Source organism: Luteimonas sp. AC640a (genome assembly GCF_979256585.1).
On record NZ_CEEDOV010000010.1, the window covers coordinates 406,609 to 429,699 of the forward strand.

Annotated in this window: 19 protein-coding genes; 11 read left to right on the forward strand and 8 right to left on the reverse strand. The window is 68.9% G+C overall.

What is annotated here, in order from left to right; translation table 11 throughout:
* The first annotated feature begins 12 nt into the window (after nucleotides 1-12).
* Nucleotides 13-3,195 (forward strand): diguanylate cyclase domain-containing protein, encoded by a 3,183-nt coding sequence (locus ACZ9YD_RS10905; RefSeq protein ID WP_465075233.1) that lies wholly within the window; start codon nucleotides 13-15, stop codon nucleotides 3,193-3,195.
* A 146-nt stretch (nucleotides 3,196-3,341) separates the two neighbouring features.
* On the opposite strand, the gene ACZ9YD_RS10910 is transcribed toward ACZ9YD_RS10905, so the two are convergent.
* Both ACZ9YD_RS10910 and rsgA read right to left on the reverse strand, forming a co-directional pair.
* The gene (locus tag ACZ9YD_RS10910) at nucleotides 3,342-4,568 is read right to left on the reverse strand and encodes a flavohemoglobin expression-modulating QEGLA motif protein (protein WP_465075234.1); all 1,227 of its coding nucleotides are present in this window, start codon (nucleotides 4,566-4,568) and stop codon (nucleotides 3,342-3,344) included.
* A 178-nt stretch (nucleotides 4,569-4,746) separates the two neighbouring features.
* Nucleotides 4,747-5,904, reverse strand: a complete 1,158-nt coding sequence (gene rsgA, locus ACZ9YD_RS10915) for a ribosome small subunit-dependent GTPase A (RefSeq protein ID WP_465075235.1) — start codon at nucleotides 5,902-5,904, stop codon at nucleotides 4,747-4,749.
* Nucleotides 5,905-6,054: 150 nt separating this feature from the next.
* Here rsgA and ACZ9YD_RS10920 point away from each other — a divergent pair, with 150 nt between their 5' ends.
* The 4 genes from ACZ9YD_RS10920 to ACZ9YD_RS10935 are packed head-to-tail and all read left to right on the forward strand — an operon-like array spanning nucleotide 6,055 to nucleotide 9,186.
* The gene (locus ACZ9YD_RS10920) at nucleotides 6,055-7,323 is read left to right on the forward strand and encodes an aminotransferase class I/II-fold pyridoxal phosphate-dependent enzyme (RefSeq protein WP_465075236.1); all 1,269 of its coding nucleotides are present in this window, start codon (nucleotides 6,055-6,057) and stop codon (nucleotides 7,321-7,323) included.
* A complete protein-coding gene (locus tag ACZ9YD_RS10925) occupies nucleotides 7,320-7,940 on the forward strand; it encodes an SGNH/GDSL hydrolase family protein (protein ID WP_465075237.1) in 621 nt (206 codons plus the stop codon). Before ACZ9YD_RS10920 ends, ACZ9YD_RS10925 begins: the two co-directional genes overlap by 4 nt.
* Complete coding sequence (locus tag ACZ9YD_RS10930; protein WP_465075238.1) at nucleotides 7,937-8,653, forward strand: class I SAM-dependent methyltransferase; 717 nt, start codon at nucleotides 7,937-7,939, stop codon at nucleotides 8,651-8,653. Before ACZ9YD_RS10925 ends, ACZ9YD_RS10930 begins: the two co-directional genes overlap by 4 nt.
* Nucleotides 8,650-9,186: a hypothetical protein gene (locus ACZ9YD_RS10935; RefSeq protein ID WP_465075239.1), complete on the forward strand. Its 537-nt coding sequence runs from the start codon at nucleotides 8,650-8,652 to the stop codon at nucleotides 9,184-9,186. The genes ACZ9YD_RS10930 and ACZ9YD_RS10935 overlap by 4 nt, the downstream gene beginning before the upstream one ends.
* A 227-nt stretch (nucleotides 9,187-9,413) precedes the next feature.
* Here the strand turns inward: ACZ9YD_RS10935 and ACZ9YD_RS10940 are convergent, their stop codons facing one another.
* Complete coding sequence (locus ACZ9YD_RS10940; protein WP_465075240.1) at nucleotides 9,414-10,187, reverse strand: polysaccharide deacetylase family protein; 774 nt, start codon at nucleotides 10,185-10,187, stop codon at nucleotides 9,414-9,416.
* 117 nt (nucleotides 10,188-10,304) lie between these two features.
* Between ACZ9YD_RS10940 and grxD the strand changes: the two genes are divergently transcribed.
* The 6 genes from grxD (at nucleotide 10,305) to ACZ9YD_RS10970 (ending at nucleotide 19,297) form a co-directional block, all read left to right on the forward strand.
* Nucleotides 10,305-11,234: a Grx4 family monothiol glutaredoxin gene (gene grxD, locus ACZ9YD_RS10945; RefSeq protein WP_465075241.1), complete on the forward strand. Its 930-nt coding sequence runs from the start codon at nucleotides 10,305-10,307 to the stop codon at nucleotides 11,232-11,234.
* 189 nt (nucleotides 11,235-11,423) lie between these two features.
* Nucleotides 11,424-12,932 carry a GGDEF domain-containing protein gene (locus tag ACZ9YD_RS10950; RefSeq protein ID WP_465075242.1) on the forward strand — a complete coding sequence of 503 codons (1,509 nt, stop codon included), beginning with the start codon at nucleotides 11,424-11,426 and terminating at the stop codon, nucleotides 12,930-12,932.
* Between the two features lie 89 nt (nucleotides 12,933-13,021).
* The gene (locus ACZ9YD_RS10955) at nucleotides 13,022-16,471 is read left to right on the forward strand and encodes a hybrid sensor histidine kinase/response regulator (RefSeq protein ID WP_465075243.1); all 3,450 of its coding nucleotides are present in this window, start codon (nucleotides 13,022-13,024) and stop codon (nucleotides 16,469-16,471) included.
* A gap of 615 nt (nucleotides 16,472-17,086) precedes the next feature.
* The gene (locus ACZ9YD_RS10960; RefSeq protein ID WP_465075244.1) at nucleotides 17,087-18,025 is read left to right on the forward strand and encodes a DegV family protein; all 939 of its coding nucleotides are present in this window, start codon (nucleotides 17,087-17,089) and stop codon (nucleotides 18,023-18,025) included.
* A gap of 242 nt (nucleotides 18,026-18,267) precedes the next feature.
* Complete coding sequence (locus ACZ9YD_RS10965) at nucleotides 18,268-18,609, forward strand: hypothetical protein (protein ID WP_465075245.1); 342 nt, start codon at nucleotides 18,268-18,270, stop codon at nucleotides 18,607-18,609.
* Between the two features lie 16 nt (nucleotides 18,610-18,625).
* Nucleotides 18,626-19,297, forward strand: a complete 672-nt coding sequence (locus ACZ9YD_RS10970; protein WP_465075246.1) for a Dph6-related ATP pyrophosphatase — start codon at nucleotides 18,626-18,628, stop codon at nucleotides 19,295-19,297.
* Nucleotides 19,298-19,307: 10 nt separating this feature from the next.
* Here the strand turns inward: ACZ9YD_RS10970 and ACZ9YD_RS10975 are convergent, their stop codons facing one another.
* The 5 genes from ACZ9YD_RS10975 to frmR form a co-directional block, all read right to left on the reverse strand.
* Nucleotides 19,308-20,366: a L,D-transpeptidase gene (locus ACZ9YD_RS10975; RefSeq protein ID WP_465075247.1), complete on the reverse strand. Its 1,059-nt coding sequence runs from the start codon at nucleotides 20,364-20,366 to the stop codon at nucleotides 19,308-19,310.
* A gap of 107 nt (nucleotides 20,367-20,473) precedes the next feature.
* The gene (gene fghA, locus ACZ9YD_RS10980; protein ID WP_465075248.1) at nucleotides 20,474-21,316 is read right to left on the reverse strand and encodes an S-formylglutathione hydrolase; all 843 of its coding nucleotides are present in this window, start codon (nucleotides 21,314-21,316) and stop codon (nucleotides 20,474-20,476) included.
* Between the two features lies 1 nt (nucleotide 21,317).
* Complete coding sequence (locus ACZ9YD_RS10985; protein ID WP_465075249.1) at nucleotides 21,318-21,650, reverse strand: DUF3658 domain-containing protein; 333 nt, start codon at nucleotides 21,648-21,650, stop codon at nucleotides 21,318-21,320.
* A complete protein-coding gene (locus tag ACZ9YD_RS10990) occupies nucleotides 21,650-22,759 on the reverse strand; it encodes an S-(hydroxymethyl)glutathione dehydrogenase/class III alcohol dehydrogenase (protein ID WP_465075250.1) in 1,110 nt (369 codons plus the stop codon). Before ACZ9YD_RS10990 ends, ACZ9YD_RS10985 begins: the two co-directional genes overlap by 1 nt.
* A 24-nt stretch (nucleotides 22,760-22,783) precedes the next feature.
* On the reverse strand, nucleotides 22,784-23,059 hold the full coding sequence (frmR, locus tag ACZ9YD_RS10995; protein WP_465075251.1) for a formaldehyde-responsive transcriptional repressor FrmR: 276 nt from the start codon (nucleotides 23,057-23,059) through the stop codon (nucleotides 22,784-22,786).
* Between the last annotated feature and the right edge of the window lie 32 nt (nucleotides 23,060-23,091).

Sequence of the window (23,091 nt, forward strand, 5' to 3'; positions counted from 1 at the left end):
GGGGAATCTCAATTGCGCAACCAAGCCGTCGCCAGCGTGCGCCACGGGTGCCAGCCAGTGCGTGTTGATGCGTGCAGCGTCGGCATGCTCGGCCGTGTGCGGCGCGCAACGCGTGCGCTGGGTGCGGCGTTGCTGGCCTGCGCGACGATCAGTGCAGCTGCGCAGGTGCCTGACCCGGTCGACGATCCGCCGCTGAGCCTGGAGATGTACGGCCTCGACGAAGGCCTGTCGCAGCTGACGGTGTCGGCGATGACCGGCGACGACCAGGGCTTTTTGTGGGTCGCCACGCAGGACGGCCTCAACCGCTTCGACGGTCATCGGTTCCGCGCCTATCGCAACGCGCCCGACCAGCCGGTGGGTGGCGCGAATCTGGTCAGCAGCAGCATCGACAGCCTGGCCTTCGAACCGCAGCGCACGCGGATGTGGCTGGGCAGCAACGATACCGGCCTGGAGGTCGTACATCTGCCGACCTGGACCCAGCGCCGGCTCGGCGTTGCCGACGGCCTGTCGCATACGCGCGTGGTGCGCATCCTGCTCGATCCCGCCGGCGGCGCCTGGCTGGGGACCGAAGCCGGCGTGGACCATGTCGATGCCGAGGTCCGCAGTGCACGCACCCTGGGCGCGACCGGCCAGATCGTGGACCTGGCGTGGTCGGCTGCACGCGGACGTCCCGTCGCGCTGGACGCTGACTGCGGCCTATGGTCGGTTGAATCCGATGCACTGGTGCCGCTGCCGGCACTGCCCGGCGCAACGCGCTGTGTGTCGCTGCAGTCCGGTCGTGAAGGATTCTGGGTGCTGACCGCCGATGCCGGCCTGTTCCGGCTCGATACCGCCGGCCGCCTGCGGCGCCACTGGCCGCTGGCGACGCTCGGCGTGAACGGCACCGATCCGACCGCGATGATCCGGCTCGCGGATGGGCGCGTGCTGATCGGCTACGGCAGTGGCGCAGTGGTGCAGCTCGCGCCCGGCAGTGACCGGCCGCGACGTCTCCGGTTCGACAATCCGCCGCGCAGCGCGATCACCAGCTTCTATCAGGGCGAGACAGGCGCGTGGTGGATCGGCACCTACACCTCGGGTCTGTACCGCGTGCGGCCGCTGGCCTCGGTCATCCGGCATGACGGCGCGGGCGTCGGCACGATGGACGACTGGGCCAGCCACAGCGTCCGCGCGATCCACCGGGAGGGCGCACGCGTGCTGATCGGCACCGACAGCGGCCTGCGCATGCGCGACAGCGCGCGGTCCGACTGGCGCGCGGTGCCGGGACTGGCGGACATGTCGGTCCGCGCGATCGAACCGGCGCGCGGCGGCGGCTGGTGGGTCGGCACGCAGGCCGGCCTGCACCGGCTGTATGCGGACGCGCGCGTAGACACGCTCGACGGACTCCCCGATTCGCGCATCGATGCCCTACTGGCCGAAGACGACGTGTTGTGGATCGGCACGCGCAGTGGGTTGATGCAGCTGCGTCATGGACGCCTCGAAGCCGATCCGCGTTTCGCCGCGATCGCCGGTGACATGGTGACCGTGATTTACCGCGACGCGGACGGCAGCCTGTGGGTGGGTACCAATACGCGTGGTCTGTGGCGCCTGCACGATGGCGTGCTCGCGCAGGTCGCACCCACGGGGGCGGGCATGCACCGCTCGGTCTGGGCGATCTACGGCGACGCGGACGCGATCTGGGTCGGCGCGTTCGCCGCCGGTCTCTACCGCATCGACCGCGCGAGCGGCGCATCGACCGTGCTGACCGAACGCGATGGCCTGACCAACAACGTGGTCTACCGGATCCTGCCCGACGGTGACGGGCGCCTGTGGCTGAGCACCAATCTCGGCCTGAGCGTGTACGACCCCGACAGCGGCATCGTGCAGAACCTCGGCCGCCGCGACGGCCTGCGCAACCAGGAGTACAACAGCGGCTCGGCGTTCCAGGGCCGCGACGGCCTGCTGTACTTCGGCGGCACGATGGGCGTGGACGTGCTGGCGCCGATGCAGCTGCCCAGGCGCAGCGCATCCGCGCATCCGGTGCTGACCAGCCTGCAGTTGTTGAGCCGCCAATCCGACACCGACGCGCGCAATGGCGCCGAGACCGACATCGTCTACGCGCCCGGCATCGATCTGGGCGACGAGGACAGCGTGTTCACGATCGGCATGACGGCGATCGATTTCCTCGCCCCGGCGGCCGCGCAATTGCGCTATCGCGTCGATGGCCTGCACACCGGCTGGATCTATCCGCACCAGGCACGCACCGAGTTCTCGCTCAACCATCTGCCGGCCGGCCGCTACCGGCTGGAAGTGCAGGCTGCGGGCCGCGACGGCCAGTTCGGCGAGTCGCGCGTGCTGACGATCGCGATGCCACCGCCGCCGTGGCGGCATCCACTGGCCTACATCCTCTACGCCGTACTGGCCGCGCTGGCGGTGGCGTTCTTCGTGCGGCGCACGCGGCGTGCGGTGAAGCGCGAACGCGAGCGCGTCGAACTGCTCAACCGCACCGTCGCCGAGCGCACCGCGCAGCTGGAACAGGCCAACCAGCAGCTGCAGCAGAGCAACGCCCAGCTCGATGCGGCCACGCGCCTCGACCCGCTGACCCAGGTACCGAACCGCCGGGAGCTGCAGGAATGGCTCAGCCGCGAAGCCGTACATGCACCCGGTCGTCGCGGTTCGGACGCACTGTTTTTCTTCATGCTCGATATCGATGCGTTCAAGCGCATCAACGATGGCCACGGCCACCAGGCCGGCGACGAAGCGCTGGTGCAGTTCGCCGCGCGCATGCGTGCACTGACCCGCGACGGCGACCTGCTGCTGCGCTGGGGCGGCGAGGAATTCATGCTCGTCGCGCGCCTCGACGATGCCGATGCCGCAGCCGGGCTGGCCGAGCGGATCCGCAGCACCATCGCCGACACCCCGATCGCACTTGCGCATGGCACCTCGCTGCGCATGACCTGCTCGATCGGCTTCGCGCCGTGGCCGTTCTCGTCCGCGTGGCCGACGCTCGGCGACTGGCAGCAGACGATCGCGATCGCCGACCGTTGCCTCTACGCCGCCAAGGATGCCGGCCGCGATGCCTGGGTGGGCCTGTTGCCGGGTCTCGACGCGGACCGACCGCGCCTGCAGGCGCTGCTGTCGGGCGCCGATCCGGTGATGCTGGGCAATGCGGTGCGGCTGCTGCATTCGACCATGACGCCGCCGCGCTTCGAGCGTTGATCGGCGTTCTGCCGACGGGTGTCGCTACGCTCGACCCCTCCTGCAGTGGCTTCGCGGACGCGCGCTTCGATCTTGCCGCAGGCGCGCGCCTACACACGACGTCGAATCCGTAGAGCGCAGCGAAACCCATCCGTGCATGTGATCGCCTACAGCTGATCGATCCGGATCCGGTTCGCGAACAGAGAAAACGCCAGCATGCCGGCCAGCCCGCCGGCGCGTTCCAGCCACGGCGGCAACCAGCGCGGCGGTGCGAGCGTGCCGTCGTCGAACAGCGGCGACAGTCGTCGCACATCGTCGAGCGTCATCTTGCCGGCGAACAGGTGCCGGCACAGCGGCAGGCGCTGCGCGGCCAGGGCCTGGCGGAAGAAGGTGTGCACGTCGATCAGGCCGCGCAGATACACCGCGTCCTTGGTGAACGCATGACCGCCGGTCAGCGGCACGCCGCGGAACACGCGCTGCGCGGACGCGAAACTTTCCGCGGCCGGTTGCCCGGCGTCATGGAAATAGTCGAACACCTGCAGGAAGTCCGCGCCGTCGAGGGCGCGCGCGATCGCCTCGATACGCAGGCTCACGCGTTTCATCCGGCCGATGTCGATGCTGCCGGTGATCTGTTCGGCGAACACCGCCAGCCCTTCCTGCGTGCAGGTCGTGCGCGGCGACGACATCGCCAGGCTCGGCAGCACCGGCTGTTCGCGGCCATTGAGCGCGGTCAGCGAATGCACGAAGGCTTCGTGCTGCAGCAGCTGCTCGCGATCGTGGATCGAGTAGCGCGCATCGCTGCGCAAGCGCAGTCGATACGCACCGGCCGCAGCCTTGGCGATCATGCCCGGATCGAGTTCGACCGCGACCACGCGCGTGCCGAAGTAGGCATCCAGATCACCCTGCAATTGCGCCTGCAGAGTGGCCGCATCGAGCGTCGGATATTCGACGTCGGCGAGCAGCCCGGGATCGAGTTCGTCGGCGATCTGGATGAAGTGCCGCGCCGCGTCGCAGGTCGTCAGCGCGCCGCCGGGCAATGCCGCATCCGGACGGCCGTAGAGCGCGATCGCATGACTGCTGGCCGCTGCGGTGCCGAGCGATTCGAGCAGCTGCGCGGCCGTGTCCCAGGCGCGCGTCGATTCGAGGATGTAGACGCCGAGCGGGTGATCCGGATCTGCGGCGGCGCCGATCGAGGCGAGGTCCCGGCGGGTCTCGGTGAAGTCCAGAACCGGGTATGCGATCTCCGGCATGTCCCTGCGCCCGCACGCGAACGCGGACAGGAACCGCTGCTGCGCATCGGGCGGCCAGCTCGCCAGGCTCAACACCCGGATCCCGCGCGCGGCCGCGACCATGCGCGCATCGAGTGCGGCGTGATGGGCGATGGCGTCGGGCATCGGGGACTCCGGCGGGCGGTGTGGTCACGCTAGCGGATTGGGGTGGGGGACTCAAAGTGGCGTATGCGCCGGCTTCGAGAGGCACCGCACGCTGGGAACGTTCAAAAGCGCCGCGCTTCGGACGGTTCCTGCGACTGGCCTCCCTTCAGAAACGAAGCGACCAGAGCGCCGAAACGCCCTACTCCTCCCTAGTCCAGTCCGACCCGCGCTTCGCCGGCTTCACACCCGGGCGCCCACCCGTCTTCGCCGCCGGCTTTTTTCCGGACGGCCGGCTCTCCACCTTCTGCGCCATGCGCGTTGCGAGCTGCCCCGCAGCGCCGGCGAGCTCGTCGCGCAGCTTCAGGTAACTGCCCAGGCGCCCCGGATCCAGCGTGCCCGCGTCGACCGCCTCCCACACCGCGCAGCCCGGCTCGTCGCCATGGGTGCAGTCGCGAAACCGGCATTGCGCCGCGACCGCTTCGACATCGGCGAATCCGCCTTCCGACAGATCCTCTTCGCCGGTCGGCTTGAGCTCGCGCATGCCGGGCGTGTCGATGAGGCAGGCGCCGGACGGCAGCGGAATCAGCGCGCGATGCGTCGTGGTGTGGCGCCCACGATCGTCGGTCTCGCGCACCGCGGCGGTCTTCATGCGCTCGGTGCCGAGCAAACTGTTGGTGAGCGTGGATTTGCCCGCGCCGGAACTGCCGACGAGCACCGCGGTCATGCCGGGGCCGAGCCAGCGGTGCAGCACCGCCGCGCTGTCATGGTCGCGCGCGTTGACCGGCACGACCGCGACGCCGAGCCCGGCGATCTCGGTCAGTGCGGCCACGGCGGCGGCGATGTCGGCCTCGGGCTTGTCGGCCTTGGTCAGCACGATCACCGGCGTGCCACCGCCCTGCACCAGCAGCAGATAACGTTCGATGCGGCGCGGGTTGAAGTCGGCGTCGAGGCCGCAGACCACCAGCACGGTGTCGATGTTCGCGGCGATCAGTTGTTGCTTGTAATGCTCGCCGGCGGCGGCGCGTTTGATCGCGCTGCGCCGGGGCAGCATCGCGACGATGCGCTTGCCGTCTTCGACCAGCACCCAGTCGCCGACCGCGGCGCGGTCTTCCGGCGCGATCGTGCCCTTGCGGTAGCCGCTGCGGCGCAGCCAGTCGGGCAGCGATTCGACCGCGATCGCCTCGCCCGGCGCACCGGCGACCAGATAGCCGGAGCGGTGCTGCTCGACCACGCGCATCGGTTGCGCCTGCGGATGCGCAGCCATCATCTCGCCCCAGGGGCCTGACGGAGCGCCGTCGAACGGCCAGCCGATCGCGCGCAGCGCGCTGTCGTCGGGAGTCGGGTCGGCGGGATTCAAGCGCTGGGTCGGGCGGTCGTCATGCCGCGGATTCTACGGGCGCCGGGTGCGCACGCGCGAACCGGCAATCGGCGCCACGCGCCGGCTGCGGCCGCATGCGCCCCGCTTTTCCGATAGCATCGCGCGACATTCCTGCGCCGAGCGCCGCCGATGTCCGCCCCCCTGAAGACCCGTGAACGCCTGACCGAAGTCCGCTACGAGATCCGCGGCGAGCTGGCGCGGCGAGCGCGTGAACTGGAGGCGCAGGGCCGCACGCTGATCAAGCTCAACATCGGCAACCCCGGCGCGTTCGGGTTCCGCGCGCCGGATCATCTGCAGCGCGCGATCGCCGAGCGCATCCACGATACCGATCCCTACACGCACCAGCAGGGCCTGCCGGCCGCGCGCGAGACCATTGCCGCGTTCCACGCCGCGCGCGGCACGCGGGACGTGTCGGCCGAGCGCGTGTTCGTCGGCAACGGCGTCAGCGAACTGATCGATATCTCGCTGCGCGCCCTGCTCAATCCCGGCGACGAAGTGCTGGTGCCCTCGCCCGACTATCCGCTGTGGTCGGCGGCAACGATCCTCAACGACGGCCGCCCGGTGTTCTACCAGTGCAAGGCAGGCAACGGCTTCCTGCCCGATCCCGACGAACTCGAAGCACTGGTCTCGCCGCGCACGCGCGCGATCGTGCTGATCAATCCGAACAATCCGACCGGCGCGGTGTATCCGCGTGCACTGCTCGAGCGCATCGTCGCGATCGCCGCCAAGCACGAGCTGCTGCTGCTGTGCGACGAGATCTACGACGGCATCACCTACGACGACGCGCCGTTCGAACCGATCGCGCCGATCGCCGGCGACGTGCCCTGCGTGTCGTTCGGCGGCCTCTCGAAAGTGCACCGCGCCTGCGGCTGGCGCGTGGGCTGGGCGGTGCTGTCGGGCGACGAGGCGCGCAGCCGCGACTTCCGCAATGCGATGGACCTGCTCGGTGCGCTGCGCCTGTGCGCGAACGTGCCGGGCCAGTTCGCGATCGAAGCCGCACTGACCGGCATCGATACGATCAGCGCCCTGTGTGCACCCGGTGGCCGTTTGCATGAAGCACGCCGCGCGGTGGTCGAGGCCTGCGATGCGAGCCCGTATCTGCGACTCGTCGCGCCGGCCGGTGCGCTGTACGCGTTCCCGGGCATCGCCGAAGAATTCAGCCAGGGCTTCGACGACCACGCGTTCGCACTGGAACTGATGGAAGCCGAGGGCGTGCTGGTGGTGCCGGGCAACAGCTTCAACGTGCCCTATCGCAACCATTTCCGCGTGACCCTGCTGCCGGAACCCGCGCAGCTGCGCGAGGTCTTCGCGCGCATCCATCGCGTACTGGAGCGGCAGATCACCGACGCGCGCAAGGTCGTGCCGCTCGCGAAGCGCCAGGCTCGCGCCGCCGGATGACCGCACCTCGACGCTACCTCGCACTCGGCGACAGCTACACGATCGGCGAAGGCATCGCCGCCGAAGACCGCTGGCCAGTACAACTGGCCGATGCATTGCGCAGCGAGGGCATCGCGCTCGATGCGCCCGAGATCATCGCGACCACCGGCTGGACGACCGACGAACTCGATGCGGCGATCGATGCCGCGGCGCCGGTCGGCCCGTTCGATCTGGTGAGCCTGCTGATCGGCGTCAACGACCAGTACCGCGGGCGCGACGTTGCGCTTTACGGCCCGGCGTTCTCGGCGCTGCTGGACCGTGCGACCAGCTTCGCCGGTGGTGATGCAGCGCGTGTCCTCGTGCTCGCGATTCCGGACTGGGGCGTCACCCCGTTCGGTGCGCATTCGGGGCGCGACGTCGCCGCGATCGCGCGCGAACTTGACGCCTACAACGCCGCCGCCGCAACGATCTGCGCCGCGCGCGGCGTCGCCTTCGTCGACATCGCGCCAGTTAGTCGCGCCCACGGCGGCGAGGCGGAAATGCTCGCCGATGACGGCCTGCATCCTTCTGCCGCACTGCATACCGAATGGATGCAGCTGGCGTTGCCGGTCGCGCGCGGCTTATTGTCCCGGGCATGACTGCGACCACTTCCGACACCACGCCGCTCTCCACCGCACCGTATCCGCGCGAGGACGCCCGTAACATCGCGCGCGCGTTCCTGCCGACGCACGCGCTGGGCAACCGCTACGACTACTACTACACGCTGACCAAGCTGCGCACCGACCCGCTGTATCCGGGCGTGCTGCAGGCGCTGCGTCCGACAACCGCGCCGGTGCTCGATCTGGGCTGCGGCCTCGGCCTGCTCGCGCATGCACTGCGCGCCGACGGGCAGGCGCTGCCGTTCACCGGTGTCGACATCGACGCGGCCAAGATCCGTCGTGGCCGCGAAGTCGCCGCGCGCACCGGACTCGCCGACGTGCAGCTCGACGTGCTCGATCTCGGCGTCGGCCTGCCGGCGCACCAGGGCAGCGTCACGATCCTCGACGTCCTGCAGTACCTGTCGCCCGAGCGCCAACGCGAACTGCTCGACACCGTGATCACGATGCTGGTGCCCGGGGCACGGCTGGTGATCCGCAGCGGTCTCGCCGACGACACCTCGCGCAGCCGCACATCGCGCATCACCGACCGCCTCGCCAATTTCGCCGGCTGGATGCAGGAGCGCGCGAAGAGCTACCCGACCGCCGACGGCCTGCGCAGCCAGCTCGAGGGCGCCGGCCTGCAGACGACGCTGCGCCCGCTCTACGGCGACACGCCGTTCAACAACTGGCTGATCACCGGCACCCGCACGTGACCGCCCGCGACGGCCTGCCGGATGCGCCGATGCTGGCGCTCGACGATCCGTCATGGACCACGTTGCAATGCGCATACGGCGACGCGCGCGGGATCCCGGCGCTGCTGGCCCAGCTCGACGGCGCGCGCGAGGACGGTTGGCAGAGCGAGCCCTGGAATGCGCTGTGGTCCGCGCTGTGTCATCAGGGCACGGTGTACAGCGCCTCGTTCGCCGCCGTGCCGCACATCGTGGCTCTACTCGCCGAGGCGCCGGAACGCGCGACGTCGAGCCATTTCGTGCTGCCGGCCAGCATCGAACTGGCGCGCGCCGCGCATGATGCGGAGATTCCCGAACACCTGATCGATGGCTACGTCACCGCGCTGGCGCGACTGCCGCTGCTGGCGGGCCTCGTCGCAGCGCCCGACTGGAGCGAGCTAATGTGCATCGCCGCGCTGGCCGCGACCGCGGCGGCGACCGGACAGCATGCGGTGGCCGAACTGCTGCTCGAAGCCGACGATATCGACGCGACGCTGGCGTGGTTGCGCGCGGAGTAAGCCGGGTTTCGCACGGGTCGACGGGATGTGCGAACGCCACACGATGGGTGTCGCTGCGCTCTACCCGTCCGACACAGCCATCTTCGATCCGTCGGCCGTGCGCGCGCTGCCCTCACCCCAACCCCTCTCCCTGAGGGAGAGGGGCTCGATCCGCACGATGCGGTATTCACAGGATGTGTAGAGCGCAGCGAATCCCATCAATCACTGCAGCCTGCTTGGCCTGATCGTCAGAGCTGATCCGGCAGCACCGCGCACAATCCCTTCGCCCGCATCCGCGCAAGCACGCCCTCGACCATCGCGACATTCGCGCCGTGCTTCGCGCCTTCGTGCAGCAGCACGATCGCGCCGGGTGCGAGGTCGGCATCGATCCGCGCGACCACGTCATCGACATCCGCCTTCACCGCGTCGAACCCGCGGGCGTTCCAGCCGACGCGCGCCAGGCCCGCAGCGCGCAGCGGCGCATGCACGAACGGATTCGTATGACCGACGACCGAGCGGAACCACACCGGTGCATGGCCGGTGATCCCGGCCAGCGTGCGCTGGCAGTCGAGAATCTCGCGCCGCATCCGCGCCGGGCCGAGCGCCCAAAACACCGCCTGCGGATGTGTCTGGCTGTGGTTGCCGATGCCGTGGCCGCGCGCGGCGATCTCGCGCACGAGCTCCGGCCGCGCGGTTGCGCGGTCGCCCACCAGGAAGAACGTCGCCTTCGCATCGTGCGCATCAAGCAGATCGAGCATCGCGCGGGTGTCGTCGGATGGGCCGTCGTCGATCGTCAGCCACACGCCGTCGCCCGGCAGCCGGGTCAGCACCGGCCCGTACAGTCGCGATGCAGGCGCCAGCACGCCCCACAGGCAGACCGCGTGGCTGGCCAGCAGCAACGGCAGGCCGATCGCCCAGCCCAGCCACCACCAGACCAGCGCGATCAGCAGCTGCGAAGCGATCAGCAGCGGCAGCCACAGCTGCGGGCGACGGGGCGGGCGGTGCACGGACATGGCGCGCATGATGCCATCGCCACTGCCGCGCAACGCGGCGTTCCGGGGCCGCGCGCCGCCACATCAGGCTTGCATCAGGGGCCGCGCGGTACCATGTGGGTCGTTCCCGCACTCCGGATGTCTGCCATGTCCCTCGACCCCGCTCTCCGCACCCGCATCGACACCCTGCTGCAGGGCAACCGGGCCGTGCTGTTCATGAAGGGCTCGCCGACGACCCCACAATGCGGCTTCTCCGCCAAGGCCATCTCCGCGCTGGACGCGGTGGGCATCGAGTACACGACCGTCAACGTGCTCGAGGACGGCGAGATCCGCGAAGGCATCAAGGCCTACGGCGACTGGCCGACGATCCCGCAGCTTTATGTCGACGGAGAACTCGTCGGCGGCAGCGACATCATCGAGCAGATGGTCGGCAGCGGTGAACTGCACGGCCTGTTCGGCGTCGCCCCGCCGGATCGCACACCGCCGTCGATCTCGATCACCCCGGCCGCGCGCGAGATGATCGCCAAGGCGGTCGGCGACGCCGGCGGCGACTACGTGCTGCAGGTCGACATCGACGGCAACTTCCGCACCCGCCTGCAGCTCGCACCGCGCAGCGCCTCGGCGATCATCGCCCAGGCCGACGGCATCGACGTGCAGTTCGACCTCGCCGGCGCACGCCGCGCCGAGGGCATGACGATCGACTTCGCCGACGACATTCGCGGCCGCGGTCTGGTCATCGACAACCCGAACGCGCCGAAGCCGGTGCAGGACATCAGCCCGGCCGACGCCAACGACCGCCTCGCCGCCGGCACGCTGACCCTCGTCGACGTGCGCCCGCCGGACGAGCGCGCGACCGCCAGCGTCGCGCGTCCGTTCGAAGTGCTCGACGGCGACGCGATCACCCGCCTGCAAGAGTTGCCCAAGGACACGCCGCTGGCGTTCCTGTGCCACCACGGTGGCCGCAGCCAGCAGGCCGCCGAGCATTTCCGCAACCAGGGGTTCACCCACATCTACAACGTCGCCGGCGGCATCGATGCCTGGAGCGATAGCGTGGACGGCGGCGTGCCGAAGTACTGAGTCCCCGATGCGGTCACCCGTTCCGGGTGGCCGCGTCCCGACTGTCCGTGAAGGGTCGCAGGTCGGGCGTCCGGCGCTGCCCGTTACACGTCGGCGCGCTCAAGTCGCGCGTGGATCGGCCGATAGCGGATGACCGATTCCGGGAGATGACGCGCACGCGCGGACCATCGCCTTCACGCCGTGAGTGCCATGCCCAAGCCGACCGACGCCAACGTCGCCGCCGAACCCCCATTCCGTGGGCGGGCGCGTGATGCTGGCAGTGCGATCGGCGCCGAGGCACTGGTGGCGCTGTTCGCGGGCGTCGATGAACCACAGCGCCTGCTGGTCGCGTTCGCCGATGGCATGGCTGGCCTGCATGACGAGCTGGGCGACCTGGGCCGCTATCTGCAGGCGGCATCCAAGTCAGGCGATTGGCTGACCTACGGGCGCGCGATGCGCCAGCTGATCGACAAGTACGTCCGTCACGTCGAACTGGAGACGCCGCCACCGGGCGGCGCGGAAATCGAACGTCTGCGCGACCTGCTGCGCCACACTCTGGGCGCGGCGCTTGCGGCACTGCTGCGCAACGATCCGGCGCTGTCGGACGAGGCGCTCTCACTGGCCACCGGATTCCGCAACTGGACGCCTGGCCAGGACCTCACGGGGCTCGCACGACGACTGACCGATCTGTGCCACCGGGTCGGCGTGCACACCCAGGACACCGAAGAACAGCTCTCGCTGCTGATCGGCCTGTTCGACCTGCTGCTGGAGAATGTCGGCGAGCTGCTGGAGGAGAAGAGCTGGCTGCACGGCCAGGTTGCCCAGATCCGCAGCCTGCTGGCCGGGCCGATGGACAAAACGACCATGCAGGAAGCGCGCGCCAACCTGCGCGAAGTCCTGTACCGGCAGACCTTGCTCAAGGCGGGCATCGACGAGTCGCGGACGGCGATGCGCTCGATGATGGGCACGTTCGTCGAACGCCTCGACAGCATGGCCACGCACACCGGCGAGTTCCAGGACCGTTTGGCCGGACATGCAAGCCGGATCCGCGAGTCGCGCAGCATCGCCGAATTCAACGGCGTGCTGGACGCGGTGCTCGACGACACCGGACGTATCCAGGCCCGCGCGATCCGCGCGCGTGACGATCTGGTGGCCGCGCGCCGCGAACTGGAAGAAAGCGAGCGGCGCATCCACCAGCTGGAACAGAAACTCAGCGACGCCTCGGGCCTGGCGCGCGAGGACGAGCTCACCGGCTGCCTCAACCGCCGCGGTTTTGACGAGGCCTTCGAGCGGGAGGCTGCGCGCATGCGCGAAGACCGCCCCTTGTGCATGGCGCTGGCCGACCTCGACGATTTCCGCCGCCTCAATGCAGTGCACGGCCATCTGGGCGGCGACGCGGCGCTGCGCCACTTCGCCGACGTGACCAAGTTGACGCTGCGCGACAACGATGTCGTCGGCCGTTTCGGCGGCGAGGAATTCGTGATCCTGATGCCGGCGACCACCTTGCCGCATGCGTTGGCCGCGTTCGCTCGCCTGCGCACGGTGTTGCACCACCGCCCGGTGGTGCACGAGCACGCCCGCATCTCGATGACCTTCAGCGCCGGCATCGCGATGCAGCGGCCAGGCGAGACGTTCGAGTCCCTGCTCAAGCGCGCGGATCTGGCGATGTACGGCGCCAAACGCGAAGGCAAGGACAGGAGCCTCGCCGCACCGGGCTGAGCCCGACGCGGCACGCGGACATGCGCCGCGCGGCGTATTCGTAGCGACACCGCCACGTACACTGCGCAGATCGCATCGCGGAAAACGGAATGCTGCCGGGCTGGGTACTGTTGCTGGTGTCGCTGAGCTACGCCGCGCTGCTGTTCGCCGTGGCGTGGTACGGCGATCGACGCCCGCTGTACCCCGATCGTCCTTGGCTGCGCCCGGTGATCTACAGCCTGGCGCTGGCGGTGTACTGCTCGTCGTGGACGTTCTACGGCGCGGTCGGCACGGCCGCGCGCTACGGCATCGGCTATCTGCCGATCTATCTCGGGCCGCTGCTGTTGCTGCTGTTTGGCTGGCGCATCCTCGAACGCCTGGCGCTGATCGCGCAGTCGCAGAACACGGTCTCGATCGCCGACTTCATCGCCAGCCGTTACGGACGCTCGCAGCGGCTGGCCGGCATGATCGCCGGCATCGCGCTGATGGCCGCGGTGCCCTACCTCGCGCTGCAATACAAAGCGGTGGCGATCAGCCTGGGTGTGCTGGGCGGGCCTGACGCACCGGTCACGCCGTTCGGCGACCCCGCGTTCTACGTCGCCGCATTGATGGCGCTGTTCGCGATCCTGTTCGGCACCCGGACCGTCGATGCCACCGAGCACCGCCCCGGCATGATGCTGGCGGTCGCACTGGAATCACTGATCAAGCTGGTCGCCCTGGTGGCTGTGGGCGTGTTCGCGATCTTCTGGCTCGATGCGCGCGAACTGCACCTGGTCGACGCCACACGCGCGTTGATCGCCTCTGCGCCGCCGACGAGTTTCGTCGCCCAGACCCTGCTCGCCTTCGCCGCCCTGATCTGCCTGCCGCGCCAGTTCCACGTGGCGATCGTCGAATGCGGCGACGTGCGCGACATCCGCCGCGCGCGCTGGTTGTTCGGCGGCTATCTGGTGCTGGTGTGCTTGATGGTGCTGCCGATCGCCAGCGCCGGCGTGGCACTGTTCGGTCGCGACGGACCGGTGGCACCGGACAGCTTCGTGCTGGCGCTGCCGATGGCGGAGAACGCCGATCTGCTGGCGCTGTTCGCCTACATCGGTGGCTTCTCGGCCGCGACCGGCATGGTCATCGTCACCAGCGTCGCGCTGGCGACGATGATCAGCAACGATCTGGTGATGCCGCTGCTGCTGCGCCGCGGCTATGCGGAACGTCACGGCGGCAACGTCGCATCGGCCGTGCTGTGGGTCCGCCGCGTCGCAATCGTCGGGCTGGCCGCACTGGCCTATGGCTACTACCGGGTCAGCGGATCGGACACCACGCTGGCGGCCTACGGACTGCTGGCGTTCGTGGCGGTCGCACAGTTCGCACCGGCGCTGATCGGCGGCCTGTACTGGCGTGGCGCCAGCCGGCGCGGCGTCGAGGTCGGCATGCTGATCGGCTTCGGCGTCTGGACCTACACCCTGCTGCTGCCCACGCTGACCGACTCGGGCTGGCTCGATGCCGGCTGGCTGAGCACCGGTCCGCTCGGTATCGGATGGCTGCAGCCGCGACAGCTGTTCGGTCTGGATGGCTGGGACGCGCTGACCCACGGGACGTTCTGGTCCCTGCTGCTCAATGTCGGCGCGATGCTGCTGGTCTCGGCGCGCTGGCGGCCTTCGCTCGACGAACGCCTGCGCGCCGCGCCGTTTCTCGATCCCTATGCGGAGCGCCGATCGCTGGCATCCGAGGACTGGCACGGCAATGTGCGCGTCGGCGAACTGCTGACGCTCACCGGGCGCGTCGTCGGCGACCGCACCGCGCAACGCGCGTTCGACGAACAGGCGCTGGTGCAGGGACGTGGCCTGGCGCTCAACGTATCGGCCGACCGCACCTGGCTGCAGTTCACCGAACGTCAGCTCGCCGCTGCAGTCGGCGCGTCGTCGGCGCGCCTGCTGATGACCAGCGCACTCAAAGGTTCGGGCATGGAGGTCGACGAGGTCGTCGCGATGCTCGACGAGGCCGGCCAGGAACTGCGCTTCAATCGCGAGGTGCTGTCGTCGACGCTGGAAAATATCGATCACGGCGTGAGCGTGGTCGATCGCACCATGCGGCTGGTGGCCTGGAACCGCAGCTACCAGCGCCTGTTCGGCTATCCCGACAACATGCTCTACGTCGGTCGCCCGGTCGCCGATCTGATCCGCTACAACGCCGAGCGCGGCGAACTCGGTCCGCGCGATGTCATCGACATCGACACCGAAATCGACAAGCGCATCGCCTACATGCGCGCCGGTTCGCCGCACGTGTCCGAGCGCGTGCTCGGCAACGGCCAGGTCATCGAACTGCGCGGCCAGCCCTTGCCCGGCGGCGGGTACGCGACCAGCTACAGCGATGTCACCGACTACAAGCGCGTGGAACGGGAGCTGCGCGACATCAACGAAACGCTGGAGCAGCGCGTCGCCGACCGCACGCGCGATGCGGAAGTCGCGCAGGAGTCGCGTTCACGCTTCCTCACCGCGGTCAGCCACGACGTGCTGCAACCGCTCAACGCCGCACGTCTGTTCACCTCTGCGCTGCGCGAAACCCAGGACGGCGCCGAGCAGAAGCATCTCGCCGAACGCGTGGACACGTCACTGCGCGCGGCCGAGGAATTGCTCGACGGCCTGCTCGACGTGTCGCGCCTCGACGCGGGCGCCATGCGGCCGGTGATCGTCGATTTCGACGCGGCCGAACTGCTGCGCCAGTTGGCGGGCCAGTACGCGCCGATGGCAGCCGCGCGCAACCTGGAAATCCGCCTGCACGCACCGCCGACGCCGGTCCGCAGCGACCGTCGCCTGCTGCGCCGCGTGCTGCAGAACTTCCTCGCCAATGCGCTGCGCTATACGCGCACGGGCCGCGTGGTGCTGGCCTGCCGCACGCGCGGCGACACCATCGCGCTGCAGGTCTGGGATACCGGCCCCGGCATTCCCGATCACCACATGCGGCAGATCTACGACGAGTTCCATCGCTACGAACAGCCCTTCGACTGGGATGGTCGCGGCCTGGGTCTGGGCCTGTCGATCTGCCAGCGCATCTCGCGCCTGCTCGGGCACACGCTCGATGCGCGCGCTCTGGTCGGCAAGGGCAGCATGTTCTCGATCAATGTGCCGCGCAGCACAGGACCGCTGTTGCCGACACCGATGCCCAACGTGGTGCCTGACACGTCGCTGCAGGGCCTGCGCGTGCTGTGCGTCGACAACGACGACGACATCCTGGCCGGCATGCGCGCCCTGCTGCGCCGTTGGGGCGTGGAGCCGCTGTGTGCGAAGACCATCGACGAAGCGATCGCGTGCATGGACGAATCGCCCGACGTGATGCTGGTCGACTTCCACCTGCACGACCGGCTGGACGGACTGGACACGCTCGACACGCTGCGCGGCATCTCGCCCGACGTGCCCGGCGCGCTGCTCACCGCCGACGGCAGCGATGCGCTCAAGCAGACCGCACGTATCCGCGGCTACCGCGTGCTGACCAAGCCGGTGAAGCCAGCCTCGATGCGTGCCTTCCTCGGCGCGCAGCGCATGGCCGCCAGCAGACGCACGGACGCCTGAAGGGAGAGTCGCGATTGCGCCGTATGACTGCACGTCACACAGAACATGCCAAGGCCCTTACGCGCGTGTTCAATGGCCTCACAGGCGAATGCCTAGGATCGTGAGCCCTGTTCCGCCCGGATACCCGCTATGCGTTCCAACGAGAAGACTCCCAAGCCGCCCATGACCAAGCGCCGCCGCGTGTTCCTGTTCGGCGCGGTGGTTGCCATCGTGGTACTGCCGCTCGTCATCTACATGGTGGCGATCGGGATCGGTGGTGGCGTGGAGTAAGCGCCTCACGGCCGGCAGCATCGTCGCAGGGAGATCGATGCGCCGCGCACCCGCGGATTGGCAAGAGCACTCCCACCGACGGCGCCGGTCAGGCCTGCGACCTCCACGTCGTCTCCCCCTTCGCGTCCCTGCGCGCCACGCGCGACATCCGCCCGGCGTCGGGCCTGTTTGCAGCGCTGCTGTCGGCGATTGAGGGTCCCGACCTGCGCGCCACGCCGGACATGCGGCGCGCAGCTGACATGCGGGCCAAGGCGCCTATCGCGTAGAGTGCGAATGGGCGCCGCGCGCCCGATTCGCGATCCGTCGGCACAGACGGGCGCCGGTGATACACAACGGGGAGCACGCATGCGCATCGGAATCGTCGTCGACTCGGCCTGTGACCTGCCGCCCGACTGGTTGGCCGCCCACGGCATCCATCTGCTGCCGGTCACGGTCAAGATCGGCCAGTCCGAATTCGTGGACCTGCGCGACGAGCGCGCGACGCTGGACTTCATCGACAGCCATGTCACCGGGCGCCACACCGCCGAGACCGTGGCGTTTCCCGCCGACAAGATCAAGGCGCTGTTCCTCGAACAGCTGGTCATCGAGTACGACTACGTGTTCTGCCTGACGGTCACGCGCCATCGCAGCCAGATCCACGACAACGCAACGCTCGCCAGCTTCGCGATCCTCAACGAGTACAAGCCGATCCGCGCGCAGGCCGGCCGCACCACGCCGTTCGCGCTGCGCATCGTCGATTCGCAACAGGTGTTCGCCGGCCAGGGCATCCTGCCGGTGGAAGCGGTTCGCCTGCGCGATGCCGGTGCCAGCGCACCGGAAATTCGCAGCCGCCTCGAATTCCTCGCCGAACGCAGCTACGCCTACATGGTGCCGCGCGACCTCGGCTATCTGCGCGCGCGTATCAAGCATCGCGGCGACAAGAGCGTCAGCCTGCTGGCAGCGCTGATCGGCGGCGCGCTCGACATCAAGCCGATCCTGCATTGCCACCGCGGCGACACAGGCCCGGTCGGCAAGGTTCGCGGCTTCGAACCCGCCGCCGAGACACTGTTCGCCTTCGCCGCCGAGCGCGTGCGCGCCGGTCTGCTGACCCCGACGCTGTGTCTGAGCTACGGCGGTGAGCTCGCGCAGATGCGCGCCCTGACCGGCTACGCCGCGCTCGTGGCCGCGTGCGAGGAACACCACGTCGAGCGATTCGAGACCGTGATGAGCGTGACCGGCATGGTCAACGTGGGTGCCGGCTCGCTGACGCTCGGCTTCGCGGCACCGCCGCACGCATTCGCGTAGACGCTTTCAAGCTGATCGGGATTCGCGCTGTGACGGCGGAAACAGGCACAGGCGAAGCAGGAATCTGTACTGCTGCGATGTGACATTGCGCGCAGAGCCGCTTCTGATCATCCCGATCGCCCCGTCTCCCTGGGTGGCGCCGTCTGATCGGCCGTGCCTCACCGCCCGCGCGCCGACATGACAGATTTCTAACGCATCCGGTTGCTAGGCTGGCGGCCTTCATATTGCCGGATGGACGCCGCATGAGCACCCGTTACCTGATTCGATTGCCCGATACCGCCAAGGCCCGCGCGTCCGGCGCACATGCCCTGCAATCGCAGGGTGCCGACGGCATTGCCGCCGAAGTCCAGGCCGCGCTGCAGAACGACACGCTGTTCGCACGCTGGCGCGATCAGCAGCCCGATCCCGACGAAGTTGATCCCGCGCTTGGCGTGACCGATCCGCAGGCGCAGGTCAGTGGCGAGGATCGCGACCTCGGTGTCGATCTGGTCGTCACCACGTCGATCTCCAGCAGCATCCTCAAGCACCGCCTGGGTCTGCTCGCGGGCAGCGCCTGGGAGTTGCGCGACGTCCGCGCCGGCTGAGATGGCCGCAGCGCCCATGCCCGTGCTCCTGTCCTGGAGCGGCGGCAAGGATGCGGCCTGGACACTGCACGTCCTGCGACAGCGCGATGACGTCGAAGTCGTCGGGCTGGTCACGACGATCACCGAGGGTTTCGAGCGCATCTCGATGCAGGGCATCCGCGTCGACGTGCTGCATGCGCAGGCGCGGGCCGCGGGCCTGCCGGTGATCGAGGCGCGGATCCCGCAGGCCGCCGATAACACGATCTACGCAGCCGCGTTCGCGGACGCGCTGCGTGTGGCGCGCACACGCTGGCCTGCACTGCGCACGATCGCGTTCGGCGATCTGTTCCTCGACGACATCCGCGCGTGGCGGCAGGCGCAATGCGCGGCGGTGGACTGGGATGCGATGTTCCCGCTGTTCGGTAGCGACACCCACGCGCTCGCGCGTGAGATGCAGGAGAGGGGCCTGTGCGCGGCGCTGTGCTGCGTCGACACCACCCAGCTCGACGCGCGCTTCGCCGGCCACGTATTCGACGCCACGCTGCTGGACACTCTGCCCCCGCAGATCGATCCCTGCGGCGAGCATGGCGAGTTCCATACCTGCGTGTTCGACGGTCCAATGTTCGCGGCGCCGCTCCCGCTGGTGCAGGGCGAAACCGTGCTCCGCGACGCGCGCTTCGCCTATACCGATTTCCGTCTGCGCGACTGAGCTGCGGCGATCAGTGCTCCGGCGGCAGCGCATCGAGCACACGCTGCCCGTGGCCCGTGGTTTCCGGCAGCACGTGGGCATCGGTCGCCACCAGTACGGTGCCCGAACGCAGCTGCGGCAACACGCGTTCGACGAATCCGGGCGGCACCTGCACGCCGGCCAACAGCGCCGGATCGAGTGTCTGGCCGGCATCTGTTTCGCGTCCGGGGACCGCAATCGACTGCCACTGTGGCCATTGCCCATCGGGGACGCCGTCCACGTGCACCGGCACGGTGCCCGCGCCCATCACATAGACGTGCGTGCCGCGTGGGGTAACCGCCGGGGGCACGACGATCCGCGCGCGGCCGACCTCACGGCCGTCCGCAAGCGCGATCAGACGCTGGTCGCTGCGACTGAGCACCAGCGACAGCGATCCCGTCGCCGCCGCGTCACCCGTCCAGCGCCAGGGCTGACCATCGTCAAGCGGCAAGGCGGCCAGCGACGCGCCGCTGGCCGGATCGACGGGCGCGAGCAGGCCGGGATGTACCGCATCGGCGGACGCATGCCCGGCCTCCGCGATGACGACGGTCATGCCGAGCGTCGTCGCGGCGAACAGACGTCGTGCGAACTCGGTCGGCAGATGCACGCAGCCGTGCGATTCCGGATAGCCTGGTAGACCGCCGGCATGCAGCGCGACGCCGTCCCAGGTCAGTCGCTCCTGGTAGGGCATCGCGGCGTTGTTGTACTTGTTCGAGTGGTGGTCGCGATCCTTCTGCAGGATGGTGAACACACCAGTCGGCGTGGCATGGCCCGGCTTGCCGGTGCTGACCGTGGTCACCGCGATCCGCAGTCCATTGCGATAGACGTAACCACGCTGCTCGTCGAGGCTCACCACCATGACCATCGGGCCGAGCGCGGGATCGTCGCCCGCCCAGATCCAGGCGCCCGGCTTCAGCTGTTCGGGCGGCGTGTCGATCGCGCTCGACTGCGGCGCACCCCAGGACGGTACCGATGTCGCGGCGGTTGCCGCCAATGGAGCGCACAGCAGACACAGCCAGCACAGCAGCCACCACTGTCGTCGTATCGACATCGTCTTCTCCCCGGAACGCGTGGAACTCGACGCTAGCACGCGATGCGCATCACACGCGTCGCAAGGCCGCGCAGGCGGATGCCTCTCGCCTGCGAGCGCGTTTTGCCTCAGCCCTGGGCGTGCAGCGCCTGCGCGTGATGCGCGATGTGCGCGCCGATGAAGCTCTGGATGAAGTAGTAGCTGTGGTCGTAACCCGGCTGCAGACGCAGTTCGATCGGATGACCGGCGGCCTCACACGCGGCCTGCAGCAGGTGCGGCTTGAGCTGGCCGTCGAGGAACTCGTCGGCATCGCCCTGGTCGATCAGCAGCGGCAGGCGTTCGGTCGCGTGCTCGACGAGCGCAGTCGCGTCATACGCATGCCATGCCGCGCGGTCGTCGCCCAGATACGCACCGAAGGCCTTCTCGCCCCACGGCACCTGGCTCGGTGCGACGATCGGCGAGAACGCCGACACGCTGCGATAGCGGCCCGGATTCTTCAGCGCGATCACCAGCGCGCCGTGGCCGCCCATCGAATGGCCACTGATCGCACGCGCGCCGTTCGCCGGCAGTTCGGCCTCGACCAGCGCCGGCAGTTCGTGCACGACGTAGTCGTACATCCGGTAGTGCGTGGCCCAGGGCTGCTGCGTCGCATCGACGTAGAAGCCCGCGCCCTTGCCGAGGTCGTAGCCGTCGGCATCGGCCACGTCGTCGCCGCGCGGACTGGTGTCGGGCGCGACGAGGATCACGCCGTGCTCGGCCGCGTAGCGCTGCGCGCCGGCCTTGGTGATGAAGTTCTGCTCGTTGCAGGTCAGGCCCGAGAGCCAGTACAGCACCGGCAGCTTCGCCGTCCCGGCCTGCGGTGGCAGGTACACCGCGAAGCGCATCGTGCAGCCGAGCGTCTTCGAATCGTGTTCGTAGACGTCCTGCCAGCCGCCGGAGCAGGCGCGGTGCTCGATGCGCTCGAGCGCCACGTCAGCGACCGTCCTGCGGCAACCGGATCTCGAAGGTCTTCATCACCTGCGGATCGCCCTTGCCCTCGATGCGACCGGCCTGCACCAGCGCGCGGATGCGGAGCGTGTAGAGCACTTCCGGCAGTTCCTCGTGCTCGTCGGGCGCGGCGATCATCACGCCGGAGGCGATGAAGCCCGCCTTCTTCCAGCTGCTGTCGAGTGCCGACAGGATGGCCTGGTCGATCTGTTCGAGATCGCCGTCGTCCAGCTGCGCGATCGCATCGCGCTGTTCCTGTTCGAGATCGAGATGTTCGATCGCGGCTTCGAGCGCGATCGTGTCCATGAAATCAGTCATCAGTAGTGCACCACGGAGCGGATGGATGTGCCTGCGTGCATCAGGTCGAAGGCATCGTTGATTTTATCGAGTCCCATCGTGTGGGTGACGAACGGCGCGAGTTCGATGTCGCCCTTCATCGCGTCCTCGACCATGCCCGGCAGCTGCGTGCGGCCCTTGACGCCACCGAACGCCGTGCCGAGCCACTTGCGGCCGGTCACCAGCTGGAACGGGCGCGTGGAGATTTCCTGACCGGAGCCGGCGACACCGATGATCACCGACTGGCCCCAGCCGCGGTGCGCGCATTCGAGCGCGGCGCGCATCACGTTGACGTTGCCGATGCACTCGAACGAATGGTCGACGCCCCAGTCCGTCATCTCGACGATGACCTGCTGGATCGGCTTGTCGAAATCTTTCGGGTTGATGCAGTCGGTGGCGCCAAATTCCTTGGCCAGTTCGAACTTCGACGGATTGGTGTCGACGGCGATGATGCGGCCGGCCTTGGCCTGGCGCGCGCCCTGGATCACCGCCAGACCGATGCCGCCCAGGCCGAACACGGCAACCGAATCACCCGCCTGCACCTTGGCGGTGTTGTGCACCGCGCCGATGCCGGTGGTCACGCCGCAGCCGAGCAGGCACACGTGTTCGGGATTCGCATCCGGATTGATCTTCGCCAGCGAGACTTCGGCAACGACGGTGTATTCGCTGAAGGTCGAGCAGCCCATGTAGTGATAGACCGGCTCGCCGTTGTAGGAGAAGCGCGTGGTGCCGTCGGGCATCACGCCCTTGCCCTGCGTGGCGCGCACGGCGACGCACAGGTTGGTCTTGCCGCTCTTGCAGAACAGGCATTCGCCGCACTCGGCGGTGTAGAGCGGAATCACGTGATCGCCCGGCTTCACCGAGGTCACGCCCGCGCCCACTTCAACCACGATGCCCGCGCCTTCGTGGCCGAGCACCGCAGGGAACAGGCCTTCCGGATCATCACCCGACAGCGTGAACGCGTCGGTGTGGCAGACACCGGTGTGGGTGATCTTGACCAGCACCTCGCCGGCCTGCGGCGGTGCGACGTCGATCTCGACGATCTGCAGTGGTTCGCCCGCGGCGAACGCAACGGCGGCACGTGATTTCATGATGGACTCCCGAAAAAACGATGGTTACTTGAGATAGGTCCGCACCAGGGCGACGGCATCGTCGACGCTGGCGCGGCGGTGTTCGGGCGAGTCGGCCGGCTGGCCGAGTTCCTCGCGCAGGTGACTTTCGAGCACGCCGGACATCAGCCCGTTGACCGCACCACGCAGCGCGGCGAGCTGCTGCAGCACGGGGCCGCAGTCGGCGCCGGCTTCGAGCGCACGCTCGAGCGCATCGAGCTGCCCGCGCATGCGACGCACGCGGGTGAGCACCCGTTTTTTCTCGTCCGGCGAATGGGGCATGGCAGCTGCGTCTCGATACTGCCGGGGAGTAT